Below are 26,476 nucleotides of genomic sequence, written 5' to 3' on the forward strand. Positions count from 1 at the left end.
ATCCATGCGCAAGACCCTGCTGTTGCTCGTTCCCATCGCGCTGCTCGGCGCGTGCACCTATGGCATCACGCTGGACGATGCCGGGAAGAACGTCCGCACGGCTTGGAGCGGCGACGTGTCGTCCTGCCATGACCTGGGCAAAGTCACCGTGACCGTGATGGATCACGTGGGCCCGGTGAATCGCAACGACATCAAGGTGCGCGACGAGCTGGAAGTGATGGCGCGCAACGAAGCCGCCAAGATGCACGCCGACACCGTCAAGCCGCTGGCCGATCCGAAAGACGGCTCGCAGCCATGGGGCGCCTACCAATGCGGCAACGCTCAGCTGGCGCCGTCAGCACGCCCTGCTAACCCAGCCAACCCGAGCCCAGCCCCATCGGGCACGACGGCACCGGGCGGGTTCGAGACGTATCCGGTCAAGGGCAACTGACTGGTCGCGTCGCGACGCCGACACCGTCGCCCCGGTTTTGCTGGGGCGACCGGCGGGTTACTCGCCAGCACCACCTGAAAGGCGCCTTCGTGGCGCCTTTTTCACGTGCGCAGGTCGACGCTCTTGCATGCCCACTGGGGAGAGGCATAAAATTCACATATATATATTACATATATGTACTATTTGGGCGTCACGCCATGAGCAGCTTTCTCCCCACCGAACAGCGACTGGCGGTCACACGCCAACGTTATCCTGCGTTCCCGCGGGATGCTGCCGTGCTCATCCGGCTGATCAAGCACATCTTCAAGCGCGTGCACGACGATGCGAACGCCATGCTGCGCCCCTACGGCATCAATCATCCCGAATACAACCTGCTGATGATGCTGTACGGGACCGAGGGTTACACCTTGCATCCCACGGAGTTGGCTGATGCGGCGGGCGAGAAGTCGGCCAACATCACCCGGCTGACCAATGAGCTGTGCGATAAAGGGCTTATCGCGCGCCATGCCAGTGATGAAGACCGCCGCAAGGTGGCACTCACGCTGACCAAGGACGGCGTGGCCTTGATCGAAAGTTTCCTGCCCGATGTCTGCGCTTTGCTGGTGCGGCAGGTTGGTGGCATGCAACCTCGTGAAATGGTGCAATTGGAGCGTCTGCTGAAGCGATTCCTGATACAGCTGGAGCAGGACTGAGCGATGTCGGCCGTACCTTCCGATCTTTCGATCCGACAACGCTGGCCGTGGCTGCGGGATTTTCTCGTCGGCGAGCGTCAGGGGTGGATCTTCGTCCTCAAGTGCATGCTGGCGTTCTACCTCGCCGCATGGCTGACGATGGTGTTTCAGCTGGAGCAGCCATCCACCACCATGATCACGGTATCCATCGTGATGCATCCGCAAAGCGGCATGGTGTTGGCCAAAAGCTTTTACCGCACGATCGGCACCTTTACTGGCAGCTTGTTTGCACTGCTGTTGATGACGGTGTTTCCGCAGCAGCGTGAACTGTTCCTGTTTAGTCTCTCACTGTGGGTAGGCCTGTGCGCCGGCGGCGCGGTGCTGTATCGCAACTTCATGTCTTACGGTTTCGTGCTCGCGGGCTACACCGCGGTGATCGTGATACTGCCGGCCATCGACAATCCTTACGCGGTGTTCAATTCAGCCGTGATGCGCGTAAGCGAGGTGATGCTCGGCATCATCGTGGCGGGTTTGGTCAGCGACATGGTGTTGCCAGAGCGTCTGCGTCAGGTCCTGCGGCGCAGGGCGCGGGAGCATTACGGGCACTTCATCGATTTCGCACGCGGCAGCCTGGGTGGCGCCATTCCGCGCGAGGATATGGAGCAGGCGCATCTTCACTTCGTGCGCGCCGCCGTGGAGATCGAAGACCTGCGTTCCACGGTGATCTTCGAAGACCCGGAAGCCCGGGCGCGTAGCAGTCGCATGCAGTTGCTCAACGTGCGCTACATGGCGGCGGCTACCAGCTTTCAGTCACTGCACCATCTGATCAACCGCTTGCAGCGAACCAACCATCCTCGAACAGCCGGTGCGCTGATCAAGCTCTATGCGCCTGTGGGCGAAGCGCTGTCGCCGCCCCCGGACGAGCAACACATGCCAAGGTTGATGGCCACGCGTCTGGAAGCCTGCGAGCCCAAGCTGCCGGCACTAGCTGCTCAATTGCGCGAAGAGCTGCGGCAGGATCCGGACCTGTTGCTGGAGTTCGACAGCGGCGCTGCGTTGCTCTATCGCTTCGTGCGAGAGTTGCGTGATTTTACGGCGCTGGAAGCCGCGCTGCGCGAGACGCAGGGCACGCTGGGCGGCACGGTGGAGCGAATCAGCTTTCGGCGCGCCAACGAGCTCGTCGCGCCGGCTATCGCGGTGGTCCGCACGTTCCTCACCCTGGCTGCGCTCAGCACGTTCTGGCTTGTGACGAACTGGCCGTCTGGAACCACAGCGATGTTGCTGGCGACGGTCTTCAGCGGGCTGCTCGCGACATCGCCACGACCGATCGCGGCAACGGTCAATATGTGGATCGGCGTTGCGCTGGGCATGCTGGCGGCCTTTATCGTGGTGCTATGGCTGTTGCCCGGCAGCGATGGTTTCCTGATGCTGATCCTCACCAGCGGACCCTTGCTGATGATCGGCCCGTACCTGACCACGCGCAACGCAACGTTGCCGGGCATCGGCTCGGGCTACATGCTGGGTTTCGCCACCATCCTGGCGTTGAAGAACCCCATGGTTTACGCGCCGGATCGCCTTTTCAATGACGCCATTGCTTCATTGTTTGGTCTGATCATGTGCGGCGTGGCATTCATGATCATTCCCGCAGTGATCGGTACGGAATGGCTACGCCGGCGCCAGCTGCAGCAACTGCGCCGCCAGGTAACGATCGCGGCCACCGCGCCACTCGAGGGCCTGGTGTATCGATTCGAGAGCGAGAATCGTGACCTGCTCCATCAGATCGTGCAGTACACCAAGCCCGGTAGCGACGAGTCGCGCTCCCAGCTGTCGTGGGCGTTGGCCGTGCATGACTCCGGCCGCGCAGTGATCGAGCTGCGCCAGGACATGCTGCACGCCGAGCTGCCGCCACCGATCATGGAAGTCATGCAACGAGCCGTGCAATCGCTAGCCCAGCTTTACGACGAGCCCGACAAGGCACGTTGGCAGGCCGCAGATCTCGACGTTGACCACGCCATTACATTGACCAGGCAGACATTGCCGCAGGCCCGCGCAAGCTGCCAGCCGGCGCTGGCGCATCTGCTGCAGTTGCGGACGGCACTGCGCGACGACGAGTCGGCGCTCGCCCCTTACATCGTCAAGGCACCGGAGACCGACCATGCCTCTTGAAATCGCCCTTGGCGACGCGCTGGTACCCGGCATGCTGCTGGTTTACCTGGGTTGTCTGCTGGTGCTGTGGGTGGTCGACACTATCGTCGGCCGCTACGGCCTGTATCGCTATGTCTGGCATCCGTCCCTGTTCCGTGTGGCCGTGTTCTTCGTGCTGTTTGGCGCGGCTGGCCTGTTGTTGTATCCCTGAGCCATCTCTATGACATTTCAGCCCCAAGCCCTGCTCCGATTTGCCATCACCGCGGTCGTCGTGATCGTGGCACTCGTGCTATGCCACCTCCTGTGGCGGCACTACATGTACTCGCCGTGGACGCGCGACGGCCGAGTACGTGCCGAGGTGGTGCGTATCGCGCCTGACGTCTCCGGTCTCGTCACGCGCGTGCCGGTGATCGACAACGCCGAAGTGAAGAAGGGCGACGTGCTCTTCGAGATCGATCCGCAGCGTTATCAGATCGCGCTAGAGCAGGCGGAGGCCAACCTCAACTCCGCCAAGGCAGCGGCGCGCGCCGCCGGCGCCAACATCGATGCCGTGCTCGCCAGCGCCGCCGCGCGCAAGGCCGAGTACGACATGCGCCAGGAGCAGGCGCAGCGTCGCCAGGAATTGGCGGACGTGGTGCCCAAGGAAGAGCGCACCGATGCCAAGTCGGCTGCCGTCACCGCGCACGCCATCTGGGAGCAGGCACAGGCCAGCGGGCATCAAGCCAATGCATCGCGCGAGCAGGCCGAGGCCGCCGTGGTGCAGGCGCAGGTGGCCGTCGACCGCGCCAAGCTGGACCTGGAGCGCACCGAAGTGCGTGCCCCCGTGGATGGCTACGTAACCAACCTCGACGTGCGCGTGGGCGACTACGCCGCCACCGGCAGCCCGCGCCTGGCCCTGATCGACCGGCATAGCTATTACATCTACGGCTATTTCGAGGAAACCAAGCTGCCGCACCTGCGCATAGGCGACACGGTCGACATCCGCCTGATGAGCGGTGGCACGCGCCTCAAAGGCCGTATCGTAGGCGTTGCGCGCGGCATTACCGACCGCGACAACCCGACCGGCCGTGATCTGCTGGCGGATGTGAACCCCACCTTCAACTGGGTGCGACTGGCGCAGCGCGTGCCGGTACGCATCGAGATTGAAGAGGAGAGCGTGCCCAAGGGCGTGATCCTGGCGGCGGGCATGACCGCCAGCATCGACGTGCAACCGAGTCGTGCGGCGGACAACGAACAAGCGCAGAAGTAACGCGAAGACCCTTGTAGGAGCGCCCTTGCGAACGGCCTTTCCGGCCGTCGCGCGAGGGCCATGCGCAAGCGCGTTCCTCCAATGAGGGGGAGGGTTGATACCATGGCGCCCCATGAATCGACCGTTACCCTCGCCACGCAGCCTTGCCCGCCGATTGCTGTCCCTGCGCCGGCGGCGTGGGCCCGACCTGTCCGCGCATGTGAATTTCGCCGTGCCGGCAGAGGCGATCACCACGCTAGCGGGGCCTGCGTCTTTCCGTGAAGCGCTGCTTTCGCTCATTGCGGGGGCGCAACACCGCATCGTGCTGGTGGCGCTGTATCTGCAGGACGACGAAGCCGGCCGGGAAGTGCTCGAAGCGCTGCACGCTGCACGCGCGGCGCGACCAGGGCTTTCCATCGAGGTCTATGTCGATTGGCACCGCGCTCGTCGCGGCCTGATCGGCAAGGGCAACAGCGAAGGCAATGCCGCCATGTACCGGCAGTACGCCGAGCGTTTCGGCGAGGGCGTGGTAATCCGCGGCGTGCCGGTGCAAACGCGCGAACTGTTCGGCGTGTTGCACCTGAAAGGCTTCATCATCGACGACGCGGTGCTCTACAGCGGCGCCAGCCTCAACGACGTCTACCTCGCAAAGCATGGCCGTTACCGGCTGGATCGCTACCACCTGATCCGCCACCAGCCATTGGCGGACAGCATGGTCGCCTACGTGCACCAGCAGTTCGGCGACGGTGATGCCGTGCCGCGATTGGATCGCCGGTCGCAGCCGCGCTCGCGCGAGTTGCAAGAACCGATCCGCCGCCTGCGCCAGTCACTACAAGAGGGGCAGTATGTCGGCGAGAGCGAAGTGCCCCGGCACGGTGACGTCATCGTGATTCCGCTCGCCGGCTTCGGGCGCGTGGACAATGTGCTCAACGAAACCCTGCTGGACCTGCTGCGTGGCGCGCAACGCCGCGTGATCCTGCTGACGCCGTACTTCAATCTGCCTCGCCCGGTGCGCACCGTGGTTGGCCAACTGCTGCGCCGTGGTTGTCAGCTGAGACATCATGGTGGGCGACAAGACCGCCAACGATTTCTACATTCCGCCCGACCAGCCGTTCAGTCGCATTGGCCTGCTGCCGTATTTGTACGAGGCCAATCTGCGTCGCTTCGCGCGCACGCATCAGCGCGCCATCGACAGCGGGCAGCTCAACCTGTGGCTATGGCGCGACGGCGATAACACCTATCACCTCAAGGGTCTGTTCGTGGACGAGGAGATCGCCGTGCTTACCGGCAACAACCTCAATCCCCGCGCATGGGCGTTGGACCTGGAGAATGGCCTGCTGCTGCGCGACCAGTCGCGCCAGCTCGTCGCGCAGCACGAAGCGGAGTGGCAGTCGTTGCGCAGTCACGCCACGCGCGTGGCGCACTATCATGATCTACCCGGCGCGCGCAGTTATCCGCCTGAAGTGCGCAAGCTGCTTCGTCGGTTGCGGCGCGTGCGGCTGGATAGCCTTATCGGCCGACTGCTCTGATAGGGGCAAGCGGGCGGCTCTGATCCAGTTGCAGCCGATACGCGAGAAAGCCCGGTACTTCGCGATAAACCGAATAGATATCCCGTCCAAACCAGCGACGCGGGTAGTCGCCGCCCGCATCGAGCACGCCCGCTTGGCGCAGCGCGAGCCGGGTACGGGGCAAATGGAAGAACTGAGAGACGGCCACCACGCTGCGCCCATGATGTACGGCGAGCCACGCTTGCGCATGCAGCGCCGACTCACGCGTGTTGTTTCCGTAGGGGTCTTCGACGATCGCTGGTGCCGGCACGCCATGTTCCACTAGCCACTGCTTCATGCCAGCGGCTTCGTTGCGGCCGTCGCGCGATTCAATGCCGCCGCTGACCATGATGGCGGTGCAACCGCCGCGGGCATACAGGGCTTGCGCGGCCTGCAGCCGGGCTTCCAGTCGTGGCATCGGGCGATTGGTACGAGTTACGGTGTTGCCCAGCACCAGCGCCAGGTCGGCGTGCTTCGGCCGGGTCAGAAGGCCCATGACGGCGATCGTGGAGGCGCCGATCGTCCAGACCGCCATCGCCCAGCCGATGAGTCGCAGCCAGCGGATGCGCGAGCGTGTGCGGGCCATTCCATGGCACTCCTTGATGACGAAGGACCCAAGTTTGCGCTTAAGCGCAGCGGACTTTCTGGCTGGAAAAAGGCGGAACGCGGGCGGCGGGTGTTCAGCCTGCCAGCCGCTCCAGTCGCATAGTCAGCCAACGCGCCACGTCTGGCCATTCACTGTCGATCACGCTGAAGCACACGGTATGGCGCAGCGTGCCGTCGGGACGGCGCTTGTGATTGCGCAGCATGCCTTCACGAACGGCGCCGAGGCGCTCGATGGCACGCTGCGAGTCGAGGTTGCGGTGGTCGGTGTGCAGTTCCACCGCGACGCAGCCGAGTGCTTCAAAGGCATGCTGGAACAACAGCCGCTTGCAGGCGGTGTTGAGATGGCTCTTTTGCCAGCGCTTGGCGTACCAGGTGTAACCAATGGCGACGCGGCGCGGATCGGCAACGAAATCGTAGAACCGCGTGGTGCCGACGATGTCGCCGCTGCTCTTTTCGCGCACCGCGAACGGCAGCATCAGGCCTGCTTTCTGCCCGTCGAGCGCCTTGGCGATATACGCCGCGGCCTCGCCCGGCGCCGGTGCGCTGGTGAACCATAGCTTCCATAGCTCGCCGTCCGCTGCGGCGGCCTCGAGGGCCGGAGCGTGTTCAGGCGTCAGGGGTTCAAGCGCGATAAAGGCGTCTTCCAGCAGGACAGGCGTCAGCGCGGACATCGGTGCTCCGGGAAAGAGGACGTTCAAGCGTCCAGGTCGGGGATCAGCTTGCTTTCCAGCCGCGCAATGTGATCCTTCAACAACAGCTTGCGCTTCTTCAGCCGGGTGACCTGCAGCTCGTCGCGGCTGAGCGTCGAGGCAAGGTGCTCGATGGCCACGTCGAGGTCGCGGTGTTCAACGCGCAACTCGGCCAGCAGATGGGCGATCTCGGCTTGGTCCTGGACCTGCATGATGGCGAAGGGCTTGGGAGGGAAACCCCAACAGTGTACCGCCGCCGGGGTGCGGATGCGCTGTTCAGCAAGGGCAGCCCGGCGATGAGCCCGCTACAATGGGAGGCCATCCCGCCTCGCCATCCCCATGTCCGCTCAGCCCGAAGCCATCCGCAAGCAGCACTACGAGGCCGCCAAGCTGGGCAAGCGTTTGCGTCATCAGGTGGGCCAGGCGGTTGCCGACTTCAATATGATCGAAGACGGCGACAAGATCATGGTGTGCCTGTCTGGTGGCAAGGATTCATATACCTTGCTCGACATCCTGCTGTCGCTGCAGGCCAAGGCGCCGGTGCGCTTTGAGATTGTCGCGGTGAATCTGGACCAGAAGCAGCCGGGTTTTCCCGCACACGTGTTGCCTGAGTATCTGACCGCGCGCGGCGTGCCGTTCCACATCATCGAGCAGGACACCTACAGCACCGTCACCCGTGTCATTCCCGAGGGGAAGACCATGTGTAGCCTGTGCTCGCGCCTGCGGCGCGGCGCGCTGTATCACTGGGCTGCGGCGAATGGTGTCACCAAGATCGCGCTGGGCCACCACCGCGACGATATCCTCGGCACGTTCTTCCTGAACCTGTTCTACCAGGCGCAGCTCAAGGCCATGCCGCCCAAGCTGCGTTCGGACGACGGCCGCCACGTGGTGATCCGCCCGTTGGCCTACAGCAAGGAAAGCGATATCGCCGCCTACGCTGAGGCGTGCGCGTTTCCGATCATTCCGTGCAACCTCTGTGGCTCGCAGGAAAACCTGCAACGCAAGGCGGTTAAGCGCATGATGGAGGACTGGGAGCAGACCCAGCCCGGCCGCGCCGAGAATATTTTCCGCGCGCTGGGCAACGTGGCACCCTCCCAGCTCGCCGATCGCAATCTGTTCGACTTCGCGTCGCTTGGCGCACGCGAAGACTTCGCCCGCGCCGATGCGCATCAGTGGCTTGCCGGGTCGTCCGACGAGTCGTCACTCCAACAAAAAACAGTCGAGTAACGCCGTGTCCCTCTTTGCATCCGTTGAAATGACCCCGGGCGATCCGATCCTGGGACTCACCGAGGCCTATCTGGCCGACAGCCGTCCGGGCAAGGTCAACCTGGGCGTGGGCATCTATTACGACGAGCAGGGCCGCATCCCGCTGATGCGTGCCGTGCACGAGGTGGAGAAATCGCTGGCGCTGGAAGCTAAGCCGCGCGGCTATCTGCCCATCGACGGCATGCCGGCCTATAACAGCGCCACGCAGAAACTGGTCTTCGGCGAAGACTCGCCGCTGTTGGCCGCCGGCCGCGTGGCCACCTCGCAGACCATCGGCGGCAGCGGTGCGCTGCGCATCGGCGCCGACCTGCTGAAGAAGGTGCTGCCCAACGCCAAGATCGCCATCAGCAACCCGAGCTGGGAAAACCATCGCGTGGTGTTCAGCGCGGCCGGCTTCGAGGTGGTGGAGTACGCCTATTACGATGCCGCTACGCACGGCCTGGACTTCGCCGGCATGCTGGCGGACCTTGGCAAGCTCGAGACGGGCACCGTCGTGCTGCTGCACGCGTGCTGCCACAACCCGACCGGCGTGGACCTCACCGCCGAACAGTGGCAGCAGGTGGTGGACCTGGTGAAGGACCGCGGCCTGATGCCCTTCATCGACATGGCCTACCAGGGTTTTGACGAGGGCATCGACGCCGACGCCACCGCCGTGCGCCTGTTCGCCGCCTCGGGCATCGATGCGTTCGTGGTCGCCAACTCGTACTCCAAGTCGTTCTCGCTGTACGGCGAGCGCGTGGGTGCGCTGTCGGTGGTGGGCAAGGACCGCGAAGAGGCGCTGCGCGTGCAGTCGCTGGTCAAGCGCACCATCCGCTCCAACTACTCCAGCCCGGCCACCCACGGCGGCGCACTGGTCTCGGCCGTGCTCAACAGCAAAGAGCTGAAGGCCATGTGGGAACAGGAGCTGGGCGAGATGCGCGAACGCATCCACGGGATGCGCGCTGGCATGGTGGAGAAGCTCGCCGCCGCCGGCTCGCCGCAGTTTGGCTTCATCCAGCAGCAGGCGGGTATGTTCTCGTACTCAGGTCTCAGCAAGACCCAGGTCGATCGCCTGCGGGATGAATACGCCATCTACGCCATCGGCACCGGCCGCATCTGCGTCGCCGCGCTCAACCGCGTCAACCTGGATACCGTGGTGAACGCGGTGGCTGCCGTCAGCCGCTGATCGCCAGCCTTACCTTTATGCCAGTCATTCCGGTTTCGGCCGGAGTGACAGCAACCAGTACGGATACCGAATGTTCTTCCGCAATCTCACGATGTTCCGCTTTTCCTCCAACGTTTCCGATGACCTGAACCGCCTCGACGAGGTGCTGGGTGAACATCGCCTGCGCCCCTGTGGCCCCATGGAAATGGGTACCAAGGGCTTTGTGCCGCCGGTGGGCCGCGGTGAGGAAGCCGCGCTCACCCACGTCGTGAACGCCTGCACCATGGTCACGGTGGGCAGCGAGGACAAACTCCTGCCAGGTGTTGTCGTGAACGACGAACTTCACCGCCGCGTGCAGAAAATCGCCGAAGAAGAAGGCCGCAAGGTCGGCGGTCGCGAGCGCAAGCGCCTGAAGGAAGACGTGCTCAACGAACTGGTGCCGCGCGCCTTCATCCGCAGCTCGCGCCAGCGCGCCTATGTGGACAAGAAGAACGGCTGGTTGGTGCTGGATACCTCCAGTCGCAAGTCCGCTGAGAACACGCTCACCCAGATGCGCGAGGCGCTCGGCAGCTTCCCGGCCGTGCCGCTGGCGCCTGAAGAAGGCCCGCGCGTGCTCATGACCGACTGGCTGGCCAACGGCAACCTGCCGGCCGGCCTCGCGCTGGGCGACGAGGTGGAGCTGCGCGACGCTGCGTCGGCCACGGGAGCCATTGCCAAGTGCCGTCGTCAGGATCTGGATGGCGAGGAAGTGAAGGAGCACCTGCGCAACGGCAAACAGGTGTTCCAGCTCGGTCTCACCTTCGATGAGCGCATGAGCTTCGTGCTGGGCGAGGATCTGATCGTCCGCAAGCTCAAGTTCCTCGACGTGGTCGTCGACGAACTGGGCGACAGCCACCCTGACGCCGCCGCAGAGGCCGACGCCACCTTCGCCCTGCTCACCCTCGAGGTAGAGCGCCTGCTGGGCAAGCTGGAGGAATGGTTCGGCCTGCCGCGTCCCGCCGAGGCCTGAGCCCGGGGACCTTGTTCAGCCTTCGCCGCCCTGACCGTATGGTCCGGGCGGTCACGGGCCCGTCTTGCGAAGCCTGCATGCTCCCCCCACATTCCCTTTGGGACACTAGTGGGCCTGGACGCCACTCGTAGTCGTAGCAGGGTGGAACATGACGCAGCATCTCGAAGGCGATTGGCTGGAACTGGCCACCGCAAGCGGTAGCACTATCCGTGTGCTCAAGGCGGCGCATCCGCGCGCGCGCCGTTTGCGCCTCACCGTCACGCCCAAGGGCGCGCGCGTGTCGTATCCCCACGGCACGCATCCGGCGCAGGTCAGCGCCTTCCTTCGTCATCACGCAGACTGGCTAGAGCGCAAGCTCGACGAGCTGCACCTCATCGTCAAACCTTTGCCACCGTTGCGCGTCGGTACGCCTACGGAATTCCCGCTCCGCGGTGAAACCGTGCAGCTCGATTGGGCGGAAGGCCCGTATCCGAAAGTCGAAGCAAGCGAAGGCGCGCTCACCCTGGTCATTCCGCGCCCGCACACGCGCGCGCTACCGGTGGCGCGCGGTCTGCTTGCCTCGCACTTCGAATCGCAGATCCGTCGTGACGTGGCGCGCTGGCTGGCCAGCTACGTGCCGCAACTCGGCCTCGCGCCAACCGCGTTGCGCGTGCGGCCCATGAAAAGCCTGTGGGGCAGCCTCGACACGCGCGATCGCATCAACCTCGACCTCGCCTTGGCACTCGCACCACCCAACGCGCTGAAGTATGTGCTCGCTCACGAGCTTTGCCACCTGAAAGTGCGTAGCCACGCTCCGCGCTTCTGGCAGCAGGTGGAGGGCTTGTTCCCCGACTGGCGCGAACAGCGCGACTGGCTGCGCCTCAACGGTGCATGGTTGAAGACGGAGCTGGATCGGCTCATTGCCGACGTTGCTGACTGACGAATCAGTCAGCAACGCCTGTTGCGTATGAAAACGTGCAGATGGACGACGTGACGGCTGTCACTTGCCGTCGCCCTGCTTACGCCTGAGTCTTTGGCCATCCGTTCACGGGGAAATGGCCATGGAGTTGCCCATCGAAGGAATCATCAAGGCAGCCTGGGTGGTGTTCGGGCTCTACTGGCTGTGGGGATGGCGGCGCGTGAAGAGCGCCCAGCGCGGTGAGCGCGTGCTGCCTCGCATCCTCAAATACTGGTTGCCGTTAGCCGTCGCCGTGTGGTTGATCGGACCCGATCGCTGGTTCCATGGAACGTGGTTGGGTGAGCGCATGTATCCCGCGTGGCTCGGTACCGCATTGCTCGGCGCATTGCTCGCATGGGCTGGCGTGGCCTTTGCCTGCTGGGGGCGCTACGTACTGGGACGCAACTGGAGTTCGGTGGTGCAGGTGAAGCAGGACCACGAGTTAATTCAGCGTGGCCCCTATCGCTTCGTTCGCCATCCGATTTACACAGGGCTGTTGCTAGCCTTCTTTGGTACCGGGATGGCCATCGGTGAATGGCGCGGGCCCATCTGCGTAGCCATCGTCGGCGTGTCGTTCTGGTTCAAGCTTCGACTGGAAGAGCGCTGGATGCGCGACAACTTCGGCGCTGCTTACGAGCAATACATGCAGCGGACCAAGGCGCTGATTCCCGGCGTGCTATAGCAGTGCTTCTGGGGCCGAATGGCTCAAGGGCCATCGGCGCGTGAGCGAAAACCACGTGATGATGCGTGCGATCTGAGGCTCTGCGTTAACCCCATTTCGGCATTCCCGGCGATTATGGAAGTATCGCCAACGGAAAGGACGCCATGTCGGCCACCATCGTACTGTCCCAGGACTGGACGCAGGCTTGCGCGCATGCGCTGGCCCACTTGCAGGAGCAATGGGCGCAATCGCAGGACGGCCCCGCCACGGATGCATCGCCATGGAGCGACGGCGAGTGCATGCGCCGCTATCGCCAAGGCGATGCCCAGGCTTTCCGTACTCTCTATGCGCGCTATCGCGACAAGCTGCACCGCTACGCGTTGCGGCTGGCTGGTAGGGCCAGCGAGGCAGAGGAGATCTTCCAGGACGTCTGGATGGCTGTCGTACACGGCAAGGATCGCTACGAGCCGCAGGCATCGTTCGCGGCGTGGCTGTTTGGTATTGCACATCGGCGGGCTGCGGATCGCTGGCGCGTACTTGGCCGGCATGCGCCGGACGCGATCGATGCATGTGGTGACGAGGAGGTGCTCGAGCAGCACGCCGCATCACCTCTGCATGCACCGGATCGCCTGTTGCACAACGACGCCTTGGGGCACGCACTGATCAAAGCCGTTCAGGCGTTGCCGCTTCCGCAACGCGAGGCCTTCCTGATGAAAGCGGAAGGGGAACTCAGTTTGGAGGACATCGCTACGGCCACCGGCACCACGCGAGAGACGGTGAAAAGCCGTCTGCGCTATGCGCAGCAAAAGTTGCGTGATGCGTTGGAGCCTTGGCGATGAGCAACGATGGCATGGACGAATTGCTGTCGATCTATCGGCGCACGGCTCGGGAGGCGCCACCACCGCTTGTGGACGCACGCATTCTGCGCGCCGCCGACCGCGTCGCCACGATGCGCCGGATCGGCCATCGTGCCGTGTGGCCGTTGGCTGCAGCGGCGTTACTGCTGGTCTGGGTCGTGGCAAGCGGCCCCCCGCGCGCCACAAATATCTCCCTCACTGCGAATGCAGGGCTGGACGCCGGACGCACCCGCGCCGAGTTGCTGCGCATGGACGTTATGCCGCCGCCCAGCGATCTGGACCGCTTTCTGATGAGTACAACCCCAGTGAATTCCACGCCTGACACAAGGAACGCGCCATGAAGAAAAGCTTCACCTATATGCTGCTGCTAAGTGGCCTGCTGGCGAGCGCCGCGCATGCGGCGGTCCCCAAAGGCTGGTTTGTTACCGGCTCAGCGGCCAGCGATTACGACATCGGTACGGAGAAGGGCGCGCGGGTATCGGGCAGCACCAGCGTTTATCTGCGAGCCAAGGAAGAAAACACCGGTTTCGGCAGCGTGATGCAGACCATCGATGCCACTGCCTACCACGGCAAGCGCGTACGCCTTTCCGGTTATCTACGCACCAAGGGCGCAGGCAAGGGGCAGCTGTGGATGCGCGTCGACGGTGCGGACCGCAAGAGCGTCGCCTTCGACAACATGGAGCTTCGTGCGCCGCAGGGTGATCACGATTGGCAACGCTATGACATCGTGCTGGACGTGCCGAACGACGCGCGCGACATCGCCTTCGGCGCACTGTTGCAGAACAAGGGCCAGGTCTGGGCCGACGGGCTGAAATTCGAGGTTGTAGGTAAGGACGTGCCGGTTACTGACGATGCGGCACACACCTTGCCGGATGCGCCGGTGAATCTCGGGTTTGCTGACTGAAGAGGGCAGGTGCCCGATAAGGCTGCGCGCCACCGCTTATGCGGCGGCGCGCATGTCGATCACGCGGCGGTTGCGTTCTTCATCAGTGCGACAGCGCGAACTGCGTGATGATGCGCGCGGTTTCATCAGGCTTCTCGACGTTGGGCATGTGGTTGCAGCCCGTGAGCATGCTGGTGCTGATGGCGCTGGCGTTCTTCAGGCCGTTGCGCAGGCTATCCAATGCGGAGATGTCGATGATCTTGTCATCATGGCACCACAGGCCGAGCACCGGCATCTGGAGCTGATCCAGACGGTTTTGCAGCGACAGATACTGCGAGGGATCGCGCAGTTCGTTGAACGTGTGGTCGAGGAAGCTGCGGTCTTTCTTGTTACGCTCGATCAACACGTCCTGAAAGCGGCCGGGAATGCTCAACGGCTTGACGAAGGCCCAGGCGGTGGCCTTGGCGAACTGCTCGCGGTTGTCGAAGATGAACACGTTCTTGCCGGCCATGGCTTCGCGCGAGAACTCGTTTTCGTTGGCCTTCAGGCCGAACGAGTCGATGAGTGCGAGCTCGGCGACGTGCTCCGGATGTTCGGCGGCGTAGACGCCGGCGATCGCGCCACCCATGGAGTGGCCGATAAGCACGAACTTGGGCAGGTGCAGCGTGTCGACAAAGCCCTGCAAGCGGGCGACCTGCGAGTCGACGTTGTAGCTGGCGCCATCGACGCGGGTGGATTCACCCCAGCCCGGCAGATCCGGTGCGATCACGTGGAAGTGGGGCGTGAGCTGTTCCATCTGCTTCAACCACACTTCCTTGCTGGCGGCGAAACCGTGCAGCAACAGCAGCGTGGGCCCCTCGCCACCTTCGTAGTACGACCAAGTTGTGTCGCCCACTTGCACGGAGTGCTTGTCCACATGCGCAGCCATGGCCTGGCGCTTGATGTCGGCGCTCATCAGCCATTGCGGCGCGAACAGGTAGGAGCCGCCCAGCACAACAGCCAGCACGATGGCGACGAAGCCAAGGAACTTGAGTCGACGCAGGGCGAGCCGTTGCCACAGGGGACGCGTTGGTGCGGTCGTGGTAGGCGTCGTTTTCTTGGTGGCCATGGGGGAACTCAGTAGTAGGAAATGCAGCTATCGATGGCGTCGCGGGCCTCCTTTTGCAAGGAGGCCCGCGCTGGGTTTACTTGGTCGCGTTCTTCTTGGCCTTTTCGATCAGTGTCTCGACCGCTTGCTGCGTCAGCGGGTGATAGCCGCTCTTGGCTTTGTCATACACCTGCTGCGCATAGGCGAGGCCTTCCGGCGTCTTCACAAAGGCGCGGTACAGCGGCATCGTCAGGTAGAGGCGACCGATACGCGTCATGTGCTCGGCGGCGGCTGGCCACACATCCTTGTCACCCGCGGCGATGGCGTGGCTATACCAGCGCATGCCGATCTCGGCGTTGGGTGTGCCGGTGAGGTGCCATGCGGTGTCGATCTGCTTGATCTTGTCGAGCGGCGTCACGTCCGGCAGGCCGTCGAGGAAGTACATCCATTCCTGCGTGTTCCAGCTCTTCGCATCCAGCTTGTCTGCGGCGAGCGAACCGGCGAGGAACGATGCACGCTCCTTGTCGATGGCGTTGAAGCGCGGCGAATCCGGTAGCGGCGCATCCTTGGGAATGCCCGGCTCGTACACCCACTGCTTCACTTCATCCCAGCTCATTTTGCCGGGATTCTTGTCGAACAGGTTGGCCTTCAGGTAATCGAGCATCTGCTCCGTGGTGATGCTCTGGAATGCGAAGTGCGCAAAATAGCCCTTCAGGTACGCATCGAAGATCTCGCGGCCGAAGCGCTGTTCCAGCGTACGCAGGAACCAGCTGCCCTTGTCGTACGGCACTTCGGAAATCGAATCGTCCGCGCCAATGCCGGGCTTGGGCGCAAGGCGCTGCGCGTTCTCCGGGATGTCCTTGATGTTCTTCTCTAGGCCGCGCGCGGAAATCAGCGCTTCTTCATCGGCCAAGGTCTTGCCGTAGACGGCCTCGGTGATACGGCCCTGCACGTAGGTGGTGAAACCTTCGTTGAGCCAGATGTCGCGCCACGCAGCGCTGGTAACCAAGTTGCCGGACCACGAGTGCGCCAACTCATGCGAAATCACCGACACCAGACTCTTGTCGCCCACCAGTAGCGTCGGCGTAGCGAAGGTCATGTTCGGGTTTTCCATGCCGCCGAACGGGAACGACGGCGGCAGCACCAGCAAGTCGTAGCGGCCCCAGGTATATGGGCCATACAGCGACTCGGCGGTCTTGATCAGCTTCTCGGTGTCCTCGAATTCCTTCGCCGCCTTGCCGACGATGCTCGGCTCGGCATAGACGGCCGAACGCGGGCCGGTTTCTTTCGCCGCGATATCGCCCGCCGCAATGGCGAGCAGGTACGAGGGAATGGGATGCGGCTGGCTGAAGCTGAAGTCACCATCCAGCGGATGGTTGGCATCGTTCAGTGCGCTCATCACCACGCGCACGTCCTTCGGTGCGGTGACATGGGCGTTATAAGTGAAACGAACGGCCGGCGAATCCTGCAGCGGCACCCACGAACGCGCATGGATGGATTCGGATTGCGAGAACATGAAGGGCAGCTTTTTGTCCGCTGTCTGCTCCGGCGTCAACCACTGCAGGCCGGAGGCCGTCGGTACCGTCGTGTAGACGATGCGTACCTGCGCGGGATGCTGCGGGGTGGCGATGGTCAGCTTGCTGCCCAGCTCCTTGTCATTCGGCGCCAGCGCGTACTTCAGCGCGCTTGCTTTGCCCGCGGCATCGATGCCTTCGATGCTGGCAATCTTCAGGTCGCGCGTGTCCAACACCAGCGACTTCGCCTTCGCGTCCTTCCAATCCAGCTTCAGCGTGGCCTGACCGTCCAACTGCTTGTGCGGAAAGTCGACCTTCAGGTCCAGATCCAGGTGCGTCACGCGGACCTGGTCGGGCTGGGCATAGGAATGCGGGTCGGCAGCGAAGGCGCTCAGCGGCAGCGCAAGCGCGCCGAAGGCGAGGAAGTGGGACGGGCGCATCGGGGGCACTCCAAAAGCAGGAATGCCGAGTATGCCATTGGCGGGTGGGTGGCCGCGGGTGTGGATGGTCATCCTGGGTTTTGCTGTCATCCCGGCCTACGCCGGGATGACGGTGGAGGGGTAGCTGTCTTGAGGGGGCAGCGATGCCTATCCCCAGCTTAGTGCGTCGAACCCGCCGTCGCGGGCGCTGCCTGCGGGCGCTGCAGCGACTGCACGTAATCGACCACGTCCTGCTTGGACACCACGCCGCGGTGGTTCTTGTCGATGGCGTCGAAATGCGCGCGGATAAAGGGCACCGGGCCCTTCTCGGCTTCTTCCTTCGTCAACAGGCCGTCCTTGTTCTTGTCGGCGATGTCGAAGTTCTTCATCGAATTCTGGGCTTGGTTAGCGATAGCGCCCAGGCCCGTCTGCGCGTGGCTGGCGGTAACGGCAAAGGCGGCGAGTGCGGCGATGATGAGAACGGTGTGACGCATGGTGAATGTCTCTCCCTGAAAAGGCGGGCGGAGTATGTCACCGGGGATGTGAGCAGTTCGTTCGGGCAGAGCCTTGCCGTTCTGCAGGAGCGCGCAGGTGCGCTCCTGCAGAACCAAACAAGGCCTTAGGCGCCCAGTTCCAGCGCGTTGGTCAGGTCGCCCGGCGGCGGGCCACCGGCGGCCACCATGGCCTCCTCGCGCATGGTCAGGCCGGGCAGCTTCTCCAGCCCGAAGCGGCGCGTGAGAAAGCGTGCGATGGAACCGGTGTCGTAGATGGTGTGGTCCACGTAGCCCTTCTTCGCGAGCGGCGACACGATCAGGGCGGGAATGCGCGAACCCGGCCCCCAGCGATCGCCCTTGGGCGGTGCCACGTGGTCCCACCAGCCGCCGTTCTCGTCGACGGTGATGACGACCAGCGTGTGCTTCCACGCCGCCGAATTCTGCAATGCATGAACGATGGTCATCACATGGCGGTCGCCCGCATCCACGTCCGAATAGCCGGCGTGCATGTTCAGGTCGCCCTCCGGCTTGTAGAAGCTCACGGCGGGCAGGCGGTTGGCCTCGATGTCGGCGAGGAAATGATTGGTCTTCGCCGTTTCACCCACGCCGGCATCGCGCAGGTGCTTTGCGCGCGCGGTGCTGCCGGGCGCAAAGCTCTTGAAGTAGTTCAGTGGCTGGTGGTGGATCTGGAAATTGGGGCGTTGCGGGAATTGGTGTTCGTCACCGTCGCCCTTGCCGTCCAGCGCGAGTTGCCACGCACCCGCATACCACGCCCAGTCCACATCCTTGGCGGACAGCATGTCACCGATGTTCTTGTGTACCTGCGGCGGCAGCGTGTTGGGGCTGTCTTCAGAGGCGAGATCCTCGTCCTTGCCCGATTGCGTACTGCTCGGCTGATACGGCGGCATCATGGTATTCACCGCCCAGAAGTCGGGCGTGAGCTGGCTGCGCGACGCAAACTTCGGCCTGCCCTGCATGGCGCTGGCCGGCGATTCGCCGGACAGCTTCAAGCGCGGATCGTCCGGCTTACCGCTTTCGGTCACAGCAATGTTGAACTGCGCCGGGCTCTTGTCGGCATCCGGATAGAACGGTGGTTGCGCGGCGACCAGATACTGATGGTTGAGGAACGAACCACCAAACGCGCCCATAAACCAGTTGTCGCACAGCGTGTATTGGCGGGCGAGCTGCCATAGGCGCAGATTGGCGGCGCTGTCGTCGTAGTGGCCCATCACCATGGCGCCGGTATCGCCCCACGCAACGAAGCCGTCGTTCTTGCCGCCATTGATCTGCCGCTGGTTCTCGTAGAACGCGTGCACCAAGTCGCGTGTCACCACGCCATGCGGCAAAGGCTCGCCGCTGCCGGTACGCAAGGCCCACGGCGCGTTCGGCAGGCCGGTGATGTCGTCCTGCATCACTTGGTAGGTGCGGTGGTTCACCGTCTGCTGGTGTGGGGCCAGGCCATGCCAGATCGGCGGCAGGTTGGTGAGTAGCGAGCCGTCGCGGTCGCGCTGCTGGTATTCCTCGGGCTTGAGCGCGCTGAGCGGCTGCTCCACGCCGGGGAAGTTGGCAAACAGATTGTTGAAGCTGCGGTTCTCCAGATAGATCACCACCACTTTCTGAATCTGCTTGCGCAACGCTTCGTCGATCGCGGCGGGCGCCCCGGGCGAGGGTCCAGCCGCCTTGCTGGCGGCCATCGCCTCGGTGCCGCCTAACGCAAGTGCGGCGCCACCCAGCGCGAGGCCGCCCAGCAGGCGGCGTCGGGTGGGATCTACGGGTTGTTGTTCTTCAACGGTATCGGGGGAGTGCTGAGGCGGTAGCTTGGTCACGGTGCTGCATCATCATAAAAACGGGATATGTCCGCCTTGGTCTCCTGCAGCGACGTCTGGTCGAGATAGATCATGTGACCCGATGGATAGAAGCCGTAGAAGACGTTCTTGCGTTCCGCCGGCTCCAGCCCAAGGTGGGTGAGGTCGAATTCGGTCGCGTAGAACGGCGTAGCCAGATCATAGTAACCGTTTGCCGAGAAGACCTTCAGGTGCGGGTTACGACGCATGGCGTCGCCCAGGTCGTCACCCACGTAGGTGGCCTGCAGCCAGCCGCCGTTCTTCTTGCGCTTCCAATCCCAGTTTTTGCCAATCGCTGCGTAGTTGTTGGGCAGGTACGGGCGGTCGTCAGTGAACTTCAGTTCGGTCGCGGCGTACTGATTGAATGCCGCCACGTAGGCGCCGGTGATAGCGTCGCTGGCGGTATCGCCATCGGGGGTTTCGCCAGCAGCATCCGGATCGATGCCTTGGAAACGGCCGTCCAGACGTCCCACCGTCAGTCGCTGGTCGCGCAGCAGTTCCTTGCGGAACCGGCTCGGGCTGACACGCAGATTGGCTTCCTTGATGTACTGCGGCGAGATACCCAGATAGCGGCTCATCTGGTTGGCGACGCGGTCGACCTCGGCCGGGTCGATGGCATCGCCCTTGGCGAGCGCCAGGGTGTAATCGCCCGAGGCGAAGCGGCGCACCTCGTCAAGGAAGGTTTTGATGTCGGCGGGCTTGTTCGGCACCTTGTTGTGGTACCACGCAATCGCCGCTTCGGTCGGCAGGTTCACGATGTAGCCGTGATCGATGCCCGGCGCGGCGACGGAAAAGTCGAGGATCGACGACATCAGGATGACGCCGTTGAACTCCATGCCGGCGTCCTGCAGCGACTTCACCAGCACGGCGGAGCGCGTAGTGCCGTAGCTTTCGCCGAACAGGAACTTGGGCGAATTCCAGCGGTTGTTCACGCTCACGTAGCGGCTGATGAACTTAGTGAACGCATCGGCGTCCTGGTCCACGCCCCACACGTCCTTGCCGTCGGTCTTGCCGACCAGGCGTGAGTAGCCGGTGCCTGGTGCATCGATGAAGACCAGGTCGCTCTTGTCCAGCAGACTCTGGTCGTTTGGCACCCAGTGATAGGGCGCAGGCGGAATCGGCTTGTCGCCATCGTTGGCCACGCGCACCGGGCCAAACGAGCCCATGTGCAGCCACATTGACGACGAACCCGGGCCGCCGTTGTAGAAGAACGTCACCGGACGTTTGCTGTTCTTGCCGCCGTCGGCCGTGTAAGCGACGTAGAAGAAGCTCACCGTCGGCTTGCCCTTGTCGTCACGAATGGTGAGGCGGCCGGCGGTGGCGGTGTAGCTGATGCTGCGGTTGCCCACGCGCACGCTGTGCTTCGTCACTGACGTCGTTTCGGGTGGCGCGGGTTGGCTATTGTCGTCGGCGTTCTTGTCTTTGTCCTTGTCACCCTGCTCGGACTTGGACGCGTCCTTCGGTGTATCGGCGGCGTGCAGCGGCAAAGTACCCAGCGCAAGAATCGTGGCGAGGGCGAGCGAAGCAAATGAAAGCTGGCGCATGTCAGTCGTCTCCGGTGGGGATCAGGAGTGGGTGGTGGCGTCGTAGTAGCGTGCCAGGTCGCCCTTGAGCTGCTGCAGCGCTTCAGTGTTGAGATAAATCATGTGGCCCGACGGGTAGTACAGGAAATGCACGTTGTTGCGGAGCGATGGCTCCAGGTTCATGTGCGAGATGTCGTACTCGGTGATGAAGAACGGCGTAGCGAAATCGTAGTAACCGTTGATCGACAGCAGTTGCAGGTTCGGGTTGGTGCGCATGGCGTGCGCGAGATCACCCGCGACATAGGCGGTCTGCAGCGGACGTTTGATGCCCGCGGCCTGATGCTTCCAATCCCACGCTTTGCCGATGTCGCCGAAGGTCGGGCGGTATTCGAGGTCACTGTGGTAATTGAGCTGGTTGCTCACGTAATCATGGAACGCAGTGACAAAGGCACCGCTGATGCCGGTGTCGGACGCATCGTAGTCCGGCGTTTCGCCGGCGGAATCCTCGTCTACACCTTCGAATCGCGCGTCGTAGCGGCCAATGGTGCGACGCTCATTGCGCAGCAGCTCCTTGCGGAAGCGCGAAGGGTCGACGCGCAAGTTCGCTTCCTTGATGTACTCGGCGGAAAGGCCGGTAAACGCCGCAAGCTGGCGTGCCACCGCATCCGCTTCGGCGGGCGGTACGTCCTGCCCCTTGGCGAGCGCCGTGGCATATGGGCCGCGCGCGAAAGCGCGGACCTGGTCGAGATAAGTCTTCAGATCGGCTGGCTTGTTCGCCAGCTTGTTGTGATACCACGCGGCCGCGGCGTAGCTCGGCACGTAGCCGATATACATCTCGTCGTAGCCGGGGTTGCGCACGCCGTAGTTGAGGATGGACGACATGATGATCACGCCGTTGAGCGACATGCCCTTGTCCTGCAGCGCGTCGGCCAGCGCGCCGGAGCGCGTGGTGCCATAGCTTTCACCGTAGAGGAACTTGGGCGAATTCCAGCGATTATTGATGGTCACGTAGCGCTGGATGGCGCGCGAGAACGCTGATACGTCCTGATCCACGCCCCAGAAATCCTTGCCTTCGTTTTTGCCGAGCGGACGCGAATAACCCGTGCCCACCGCATCGATAAAGACCAGGTCGGTCTTGTCGAGCAGGCTGTCGCTGTTCGGTACCAGCTTGTACGGCGCGGGCGCAGTGGCCGCAGGGCTGGCGGTAGCGATACGCACCGGGCCAAACGAACCCATGTGCAGCCACATCGACGACGAGCCGGGGCCGCCGTTATAGAGGAAGGTGACCGGGCGCTTCTCCGGCTTGCCGGTGTCCACCGTATAGGCCACGTAGAACACGCTGGCCTGTGGCTCACCCTTGTCGTCGCGGATGATCACCGTGCCTGCCGTGGCGGTGTACGACACCGATCGGCCGTTGACGCTCACACTGTGCTTGGTGCGCACCGCCGTCTCGGTACTGGGGGCCTGGATGTCCTCGTCCTTGCTGGCAGCGGCCTTCTTGTCGGGCGGCGCATCCTTGGCCAGGGTCATGGAACACGGCGACAGCACAAGGCTGCCGGCCATCAGCAAGGTCAAAAGGCGACGCATGGAACTCCCCAGGGCTTTGGATCGATGTAAGCCCGAGTATGCGTAGGAAGGCCGACGGATGACCGTGACAAAAGTACTGGGAGACTTGCTTTTGACTGACGAAAATTTGCCGAGGTAGCATCACCGCAAGATCAAACGCAGGGAGCGCGGGGATGAGGCCATGGATCGTGCCGGTGCTGCTTGCAGCGGTTTCTTGCGGTATGGCGCGGGCGGAGGAGGGCGATGTGCCGGCGCGAGTAGCGGCTTCCTGCCCGGCAGCGGCGGCCTGGATAAAGGCTAATGCCGTGCAGCAGGCCAAGAGCCGTGACGGCGGTCGTACGTTCTCCGAGCCCGCGTTGCGTACTGCATTGCAGCAGCATGCCGACCGGGACCAGCAGGTACGCGATGCATTGATAGCCGTTGGCATGGACATGGACAGCAAGGAAGCGAAGGCCGTGCAGCAGGTCGATGCGACCAACCTCGCCTGGCTCAAGAGCGTGATCGCTCGCTCGGGTTTCCCCACGCCGGAGCAAGTCGGCATACAGGGCGTCACCAACGCCTGGCTGCTCGTGCAGCATGCAGATAGCGATCCGGCGTTTCAGTCGCACGTGCTTGGCCTGCTCGAACCTCGCGCGCACGACGGCACGATTCGCCCCTCGGATTACGCCATGCTGGTCGATCGCGTGCGTACTAACCAGGGCAAGCCGCAGCTCTATGGTTCCCAGTTCGTTGGTGACGCCGCGAAGCCCAGCGACATGCATCTATCGCCGGTGGAAGACCCGGCGCATCTGGAAGAACGGCGCGCGCGCATGGGCCTGATGCCCATGCATGACTACGAGTGCGCGCTGCGCGCGATGTACGCGACCGACTCCGCCCCGAAGTAGAGCCGCCACCATCCCTGACGATGCGGCGGCTCGTGTCGATCCGTGGTCATTGCTTGCGCTTGGGCCCCTGTGGAGGGCCGGTCCTGCCGTGATAGGAGCGGTGCATTCTGCCTCCGTTTCGGTATCACCAATGGTCTAGCGACAGCCGCAAGCCGCCTGCCAATACTTCAGGGTGCCATCTGGACACGGAGAGGGCGATGAGCGACATCCGGGATTTCGACGTGGACCTCGGCATCCATGATCGCTATGTGGCGTTTAGCGCGGAGGTCGTTCGACTTTCACTGTTGGCGCCGGTGGTACTCGCTTTCTTCGCCACTTATCTGCAAAAGACCGCAGATCATGGCCAGGATGCGTTCAAGCAAGCGTCGTCGTCGTTCGAGTGGTGCTTCATCTTCATGGCGCTGGCCGTCGGTTGCGGACTGGCCCATCGCTTCTTCGCGATCGAGTTTCTGCAATGGGTGGTAGAGAAGAAGCGGGGAATCGAACCCAGCAAGGCGCACGGTCACTTTCTGAGCGTGGCTTCCACACTCAGCATTATCGCCACACCGTCACTGCTCGCCGTCGCCGCGTGGTTCTTGCTGCAGGCGGTACGCGACGTATTCAAAACGTTGTGAGCTGAATGCGCCAGCATGGACGCGCCGAAGCAAGGAAAGCGGTCGTCACCCTGTCAGCAAGAGAGGCGCCCGGATACGCATCGTACAGCGCTATCGATTAGGAGCCATGCATGCCTGCGTCCATCAAGCACGTCTTCGTACTCATGTTGGAAAATCGCTCGTTCGATCACATGCTCGGCTATCTGCCCGGCGTGGATGGCGTAAAGACGGGGATGAGCAATCCGGACCCTTCGGCTTCACCTCTGCCACCGGTGCAAGCCAGCAATGGAGCAACGGATCGGCCGGCGTCGGACCCAGGCCACGAATTCGAAAACGTCTGGCAGCAGCTCTATTCGACGCCGCCGCCGGACGGCTTTACCGGAGACTCCTCGGCGGTACCGACGATGCAGGGATTCGTGGCGAGCGGCGGCCCGGAGACGATGGCGTGTTTCACCCAAGCCGGCGTGCCTGTGCTCACGCAGCTTGCGCAGTTGTTTACCGTGTTCGACAACTGGCACTCATCCATGCCCGGTCCCACGTGGCCGAACCGGTTCTTTGTGCACGCGGGTTCGTCCGGCGGGCTGACGAACAGTCCGAGTGCACTGACGTCGCTTGCGGGGGTCACCCTTGCTGAGGCGGCCTTCAGTTTCGAAAATGGATCCATCTACGACCGCCTCGACGACAAAGGCCTGTCGTGGCGGGTCTTCCATGGCGACGCATTGCCTCAGGTGCTGGCGGTCAAACGTCATGTCATGCCGTTCATCGACAACAGTGCGAACTTTGCATCCATCAGTCCCGATAGTTCGGACGACGCTTTCGCCGCCCAACTCCAATCCGGTCAGTACGACGTCGCGTACACCTTCATCGAGCCCGACTACAGCATTCTGACCAACATGTACGGCGGCAACTCCCAGCATCCCAAGGGCAATATCTCCAGCGGAGAAGCGTTGATCAAGTACGTCTACGAGACCATCCGCAATTCGCCCGTGTGGGTAGAGTCACTGCTATTGATCACCTACGACGAACATGGCGGATTCTTCGACCACGTCATTCCGCCAACATGTGACGCCCCGGGTGATGCGGACTTGAATTCGGGGCACGCCTCCGATCCGTATCCCTTCGACTTCCGCCGCTATGGTGTTCGCGTGCCGGCCGTGCTGGTGTCGCCGTGGGTCGATGCAGGTTTGAACCATGATCTTTTTGATCACACCTCCGTGCTGAAAACATTGGAGATGCTCTTCCAGCTCAATGCGCTGACTGATCGCGATGCCGGGGCAGCTTCTCTCCTGCCATTGCTCACGCGTACGGACCCCAGGGTGAGCGACATGCAGGCACCGACGAAACTCAACGCCCCAGCTCTTCAGGCCATGGCGGCAGCATCCGTTCCTATTGATCCTGACGCTGCACCCGATCCGGCGCTGGCGGGCTTCACCCGTATTGCTGCGAGCCTCGACATCGGCCTGACACACAGTCAGGCGCCGCAAGCCGCGCCACTCGTGCTGGAGCAGATTCGTCTGCCGGAAACCTCGGTAAAGACCACTAAGCAGAGTCTGGACTACATCCAGGGCGTGCTGGATCGCCTGAATCAGCATCGCGCGTCTATTGCCCGCCACTGACGCCATCGGAAGCGCCAAAAACAAAACCGCCGCGTCGGCAAGACAGCGGCGGTTTCGTGGACCAGCTTATCGCCGACGAATCAGGGCGTAGCGGGTGGCTGCTGTTGCGGCTGCGTCGTCGGCGTGGCGGTGGTGCTTGCCGGTGGGGGAGCCGGTGTGGGCAGCACCAGCGCCGGGTTGGCCTGCACGGCTTCCAGTGCGCGGATCTGCTGCTTCACCGCATCGAGCTGCGCATTGGTGTTGTGCAGATCGCTACTAAGCGTGACGGCCTGCTGGCGCGACTGTTCCTGCGCCTCGGCCACCTGGCGGGCCTGTTGTTGCTGGTTGTTCGCATCCTGCTGCAGGCTACGCAGCTTGGCTTCGTTCACCGAGATCATGTGCTCGGCGTACTTGTTGCCGGCATCCAGGCGCAAGGTGTCGATTTCGACCTGGCCCAGCGTCTGCGTCTGCGCCACAAAGGTGCGGTAAAGGCTTTCGGCATCATCGAAGGAGTCTGTCTGCATCACGCGCCAGAACTCCTTGCCGTGAAACAGCACCACGTAATAGCCCAGCGTTTCCGGACGGAACAGCAGGCTTGCACCGTAGGTGCTGTTGTACGTCGTGCGTATTTCGGTGAGCTGGTGGTTATCGATCAGCTGACGCAGGCTCTCGACCGTATTCAACGGCACCCTGGGCGGCGTGGCGGCCGGAGCGGCCACCGCCTGGGGCATCGGGTTGTTGGCCGTGGCGGGTGCGCTGGCGCAGGCCGACGTGGCCATGAGGACCATGGTGCCCATGGCGAACAGCACACATCGTGGGCTCGCGCTGCGAGTCAAAGCCTTCATCCCGTCTTTCCCCTCTGATCGTGGTCGGCCCCGGGGCGC

The 26,476-nt window shown here is 63.2% G+C and carries 28 protein-coding genes; 18 read left to right on the forward strand and 10 right to left on the reverse strand.

What is annotated here, in order from left to right; genetic code table 11:
* Window positions 1-4 precede the first annotated feature (4 nt).
* From DYST_RS16015 to DYST_RS16045, 7 genes are all read left to right on the forward strand, one after another.
* Window positions 5-430: a DUF4156 domain-containing protein gene (locus DYST_RS16015; protein WP_102301725.1), complete on the forward strand. Its 426-nt coding sequence runs from the start codon at window positions 5-7 to the stop codon at window positions 428-430.
* A gap of 197 nt (window positions 431-627) precedes the next feature.
* A complete protein-coding gene (locus DYST_RS16020) occupies window positions 628-1,122 on the forward strand; it encodes a MarR family transcriptional regulator (protein WP_102301726.1) in 495 nt (164 codons plus the stop codon).
* A gap of 3 nt (window positions 1,123-1,125) precedes the next feature.
* On the forward strand, window positions 1,126-3,267 hold the full coding sequence (locus DYST_RS16025) for an FUSC family protein (RefSeq protein ID WP_239946589.1): 2,142 nt from the start codon (window positions 1,126-1,128) through the stop codon (window positions 3,265-3,267).
* The gene (locus DYST_RS16030; RefSeq protein WP_102301728.1) at window positions 3,257-3,457 is read left to right on the forward strand and encodes a DUF1656 domain-containing protein; all 201 of its coding nucleotides are present in this window, start codon (window positions 3,257-3,259) and stop codon (window positions 3,455-3,457) included. Before DYST_RS16025 ends, DYST_RS16030 begins: the two co-directional genes overlap by 11 nt.
* A 9-nt stretch (window positions 3,458-3,466) precedes the next feature.
* Window positions 3,467-4,495, forward strand: a complete 1,029-nt coding sequence (locus tag DYST_RS16035; protein ID WP_239946590.1) for a biotin/lipoyl-binding protein — start codon at window positions 3,467-3,469, stop codon at window positions 4,493-4,495.
* A 112-nt stretch (window positions 4,496-4,607) separates the two neighbouring features.
* A complete protein-coding gene (gene pssA, locus DYST_RS16040; RefSeq protein WP_239946591.1) occupies window positions 4,608-5,708 on the forward strand; it encodes a CDP-diacylglycerol--serine O-phosphatidyltransferase in 1,101 nt (366 codons plus the stop codon).
* Complete coding sequence (locus DYST_RS16045) at window positions 5,614-6,003, forward strand: hypothetical protein (RefSeq protein ID WP_428993921.1); 390 nt, start codon at window positions 5,614-5,616, stop codon at window positions 6,001-6,003. The genes pssA and DYST_RS16045 overlap by 95 nt, the downstream gene beginning before the upstream one ends.
* Here DYST_RS16045 and DYST_RS16050 read toward each other — a convergent pair.
* The 3 genes from DYST_RS16050 to DYST_RS16060 all read right to left on the reverse strand — a co-directional run bounded on the left by DYST_RS16050 (window position 5,984) and on the right by DYST_RS16060 (window position 7,528).
* Window positions 5,984-6,607, reverse strand: coding sequence for a YdcF family protein (locus DYST_RS16050; protein ID WP_239946592.1), 624 nt, complete (start codon window positions 6,605-6,607; stop codon window positions 5,984-5,986). The genes DYST_RS16045 and DYST_RS16050 overlap by 20 nt on opposite strands.
* 94 nt (window positions 6,608-6,701) lie before the next feature.
* Entirely contained in the window at window positions 6,702-7,298 is a 597-nt protein-coding gene (locus DYST_RS16055; protein WP_102301732.1) for a GNAT family N-acetyltransferase, read from the reverse strand.
* Between the two features lie 23 nt (window positions 7,299-7,321).
* The gene (locus DYST_RS16060) at window positions 7,322-7,528 is read right to left on the reverse strand and encodes a YdcH family protein (protein WP_102301733.1); all 207 of its coding nucleotides are present in this window, start codon (window positions 7,526-7,528) and stop codon (window positions 7,322-7,324) included.
* A 127-nt stretch (window positions 7,529-7,655) separates the two neighbouring features.
* Here DYST_RS16060 and ttcA point away from each other — a divergent pair, with 127 nt between their 5' ends.
* From ttcA to DYST_RS16100, 8 genes are all read left to right on the forward strand, one after another.
* Window positions 7,656-8,543 carry a tRNA 2-thiocytidine(32) synthetase TtcA gene (ttcA, locus tag DYST_RS16065; RefSeq protein WP_102301734.1) on the forward strand — a complete coding sequence of 296 codons (888 nt, stop codon included), beginning with the start codon at window positions 7,656-7,658 and terminating at the stop codon, window positions 8,541-8,543.
* Window positions 8,544-8,547: 4 nt separating this feature from the next.
* Window positions 8,548-9,747: an aromatic amino acid transaminase gene (locus DYST_RS16070; protein WP_239946593.1), complete on the forward strand. Its 1,200-nt coding sequence runs from the start codon at window positions 8,548-8,550 to the stop codon at window positions 9,745-9,747.
* Between the two features lie 70 nt (window positions 9,748-9,817).
* Window positions 9,818-10,735, forward strand: a complete 918-nt coding sequence (locus DYST_RS16075) for a recombination-associated protein RdgC (RefSeq protein WP_102301736.1) — start codon at window positions 9,818-9,820, stop codon at window positions 10,733-10,735.
* 148 nt (window positions 10,736-10,883) lie between these two features.
* Window positions 10,884-11,654 (forward strand): M48 family metallopeptidase, encoded by a 771-nt coding sequence (locus DYST_RS16080; RefSeq protein WP_239946594.1) that lies wholly within the window; start codon window positions 10,884-10,886, stop codon window positions 11,652-11,654.
* Window positions 11,655-11,775: 121 nt separating this feature from the next.
* Entirely contained in the window at window positions 11,776-12,354 is a 579-nt protein-coding gene (locus tag DYST_RS16085) for a methyltransferase family protein (RefSeq protein WP_239946595.1), read from the forward strand.
* 143 nt (window positions 12,355-12,497) lie between these two features.
* Complete coding sequence (locus DYST_RS16090) at window positions 12,498-13,172, forward strand: sigma-70 family RNA polymerase sigma factor (protein WP_239946596.1); 675 nt, start codon at window positions 12,498-12,500, stop codon at window positions 13,170-13,172.
* Window positions 13,169-13,531, forward strand: coding sequence for a hypothetical protein (locus DYST_RS16095; protein WP_239946597.1), 363 nt, complete (start codon window positions 13,169-13,171; stop codon window positions 13,529-13,531). The genes DYST_RS16090 and DYST_RS16095 overlap by 4 nt, the downstream gene beginning before the upstream one ends.
* Entirely contained in the window at window positions 13,528-14,094 is a 567-nt protein-coding gene (locus DYST_RS16100) for a hypothetical protein (RefSeq protein ID WP_239946598.1), read from the forward strand. The genes DYST_RS16095 and DYST_RS16100 overlap by 4 nt, the downstream gene beginning before the upstream one ends.
* 82 nt (window positions 14,095-14,176) lie before the next feature.
* On the opposite strand, the gene DYST_RS16105 is transcribed toward DYST_RS16100, so the two are convergent.
* The 6 genes from DYST_RS16105 to DYST_RS16130 form a co-directional block, all read right to left on the reverse strand.
* Window positions 14,177-15,181, reverse strand: a complete 1,005-nt coding sequence (locus DYST_RS16105; RefSeq protein WP_239946599.1) for an alpha/beta fold hydrolase — start codon at window positions 15,179-15,181, stop codon at window positions 14,177-14,179.
* 76 nt (window positions 15,182-15,257) lie between these two features.
* Window positions 15,258-17,114, reverse strand: coding sequence for a M1 family metallopeptidase (locus tag DYST_RS16110; protein ID WP_239946600.1), 1,857 nt, complete (start codon window positions 17,112-17,114; stop codon window positions 15,258-15,260).
* Between the two features lie 158 nt (window positions 17,115-17,272).
* Entirely contained in the window at window positions 17,273-17,587 is a 315-nt protein-coding gene (locus DYST_RS16115) for an EF-hand domain-containing protein (protein ID WP_239946602.1), read from the reverse strand.
* Window positions 17,588-17,712: 125 nt separating this feature from the next.
* Window positions 17,713-19,413: an acid phosphatase gene (gene acpA, locus DYST_RS16120; protein ID WP_239946608.1), complete on the reverse strand. Its 1,701-nt coding sequence runs from the start codon at window positions 19,411-19,413 to the stop codon at window positions 17,713-17,715.
* Complete coding sequence (locus DYST_RS16125; RefSeq protein ID WP_239946610.1) at window positions 19,410-20,975, reverse strand: S10 family peptidase; 1,566 nt, start codon at window positions 20,973-20,975, stop codon at window positions 19,410-19,412. The genes acpA and DYST_RS16125 overlap by 4 nt, the downstream gene beginning before the upstream one ends.
* Window positions 20,976-20,996: 21 nt before the next feature.
* Window positions 20,997-22,541, reverse strand: a complete 1,545-nt coding sequence (locus tag DYST_RS16130) for a S10 family peptidase (RefSeq protein WP_239946611.1) — start codon at window positions 22,539-22,541, stop codon at window positions 20,997-20,999.
* A 152-nt stretch (window positions 22,542-22,693) separates the two neighbouring features.
* On the opposite strand from DYST_RS16130, the gene DYST_RS16135 reads away from it, so the two are divergent.
* The 3 genes from DYST_RS16135 to DYST_RS16145 all read left to right on the forward strand — a co-directional run bounded on the left by DYST_RS16135 (window position 22,694) and on the right by DYST_RS16145 (window position 25,613).
* Window positions 22,694-23,404 carry a DUF6624 domain-containing protein gene (locus DYST_RS16135; protein WP_239946614.1) on the forward strand — a complete coding sequence of 237 codons (711 nt, stop codon included), beginning with the start codon at window positions 22,694-22,696 and terminating at the stop codon, window positions 23,402-23,404.
* 197 nt (window positions 23,405-23,601) lie between these two features.
* A complete protein-coding gene (locus tag DYST_RS16140; RefSeq protein ID WP_102301750.1) occupies window positions 23,602-24,018 on the forward strand; it encodes a hypothetical protein in 417 nt (138 codons plus the stop codon).
* 110 nt (window positions 24,019-24,128) lie between these two features.
* The gene (locus DYST_RS16145; RefSeq protein WP_239946616.1) at window positions 24,129-25,613 is read left to right on the forward strand and encodes an alkaline phosphatase family protein; all 1,485 of its coding nucleotides are present in this window, start codon (window positions 24,129-24,131) and stop codon (window positions 25,611-25,613) included.
* An 80-nt stretch (window positions 25,614-25,693) separates the two neighbouring features.
* Here DYST_RS16145 and DYST_RS16150 read toward each other — a convergent pair whose 3' ends face one another.
* The gene (locus DYST_RS16150; RefSeq protein WP_239946618.1) at window positions 25,694-26,437 is read right to left on the reverse strand and encodes a DUF2968 domain-containing protein; all 744 of its coding nucleotides are present in this window, start codon (window positions 26,435-26,437) and stop codon (window positions 25,694-25,696) included.
* Between the last annotated feature and the right edge of the window lie 39 nt (window positions 26,438-26,476).

This window comes from Dyella terrae (assembly GCF_022394535.1).
Lineage (GTDB): Bacteria > Pseudomonadota > Gammaproteobacteria > Xanthomonadales > Rhodanobacteraceae > Dyella.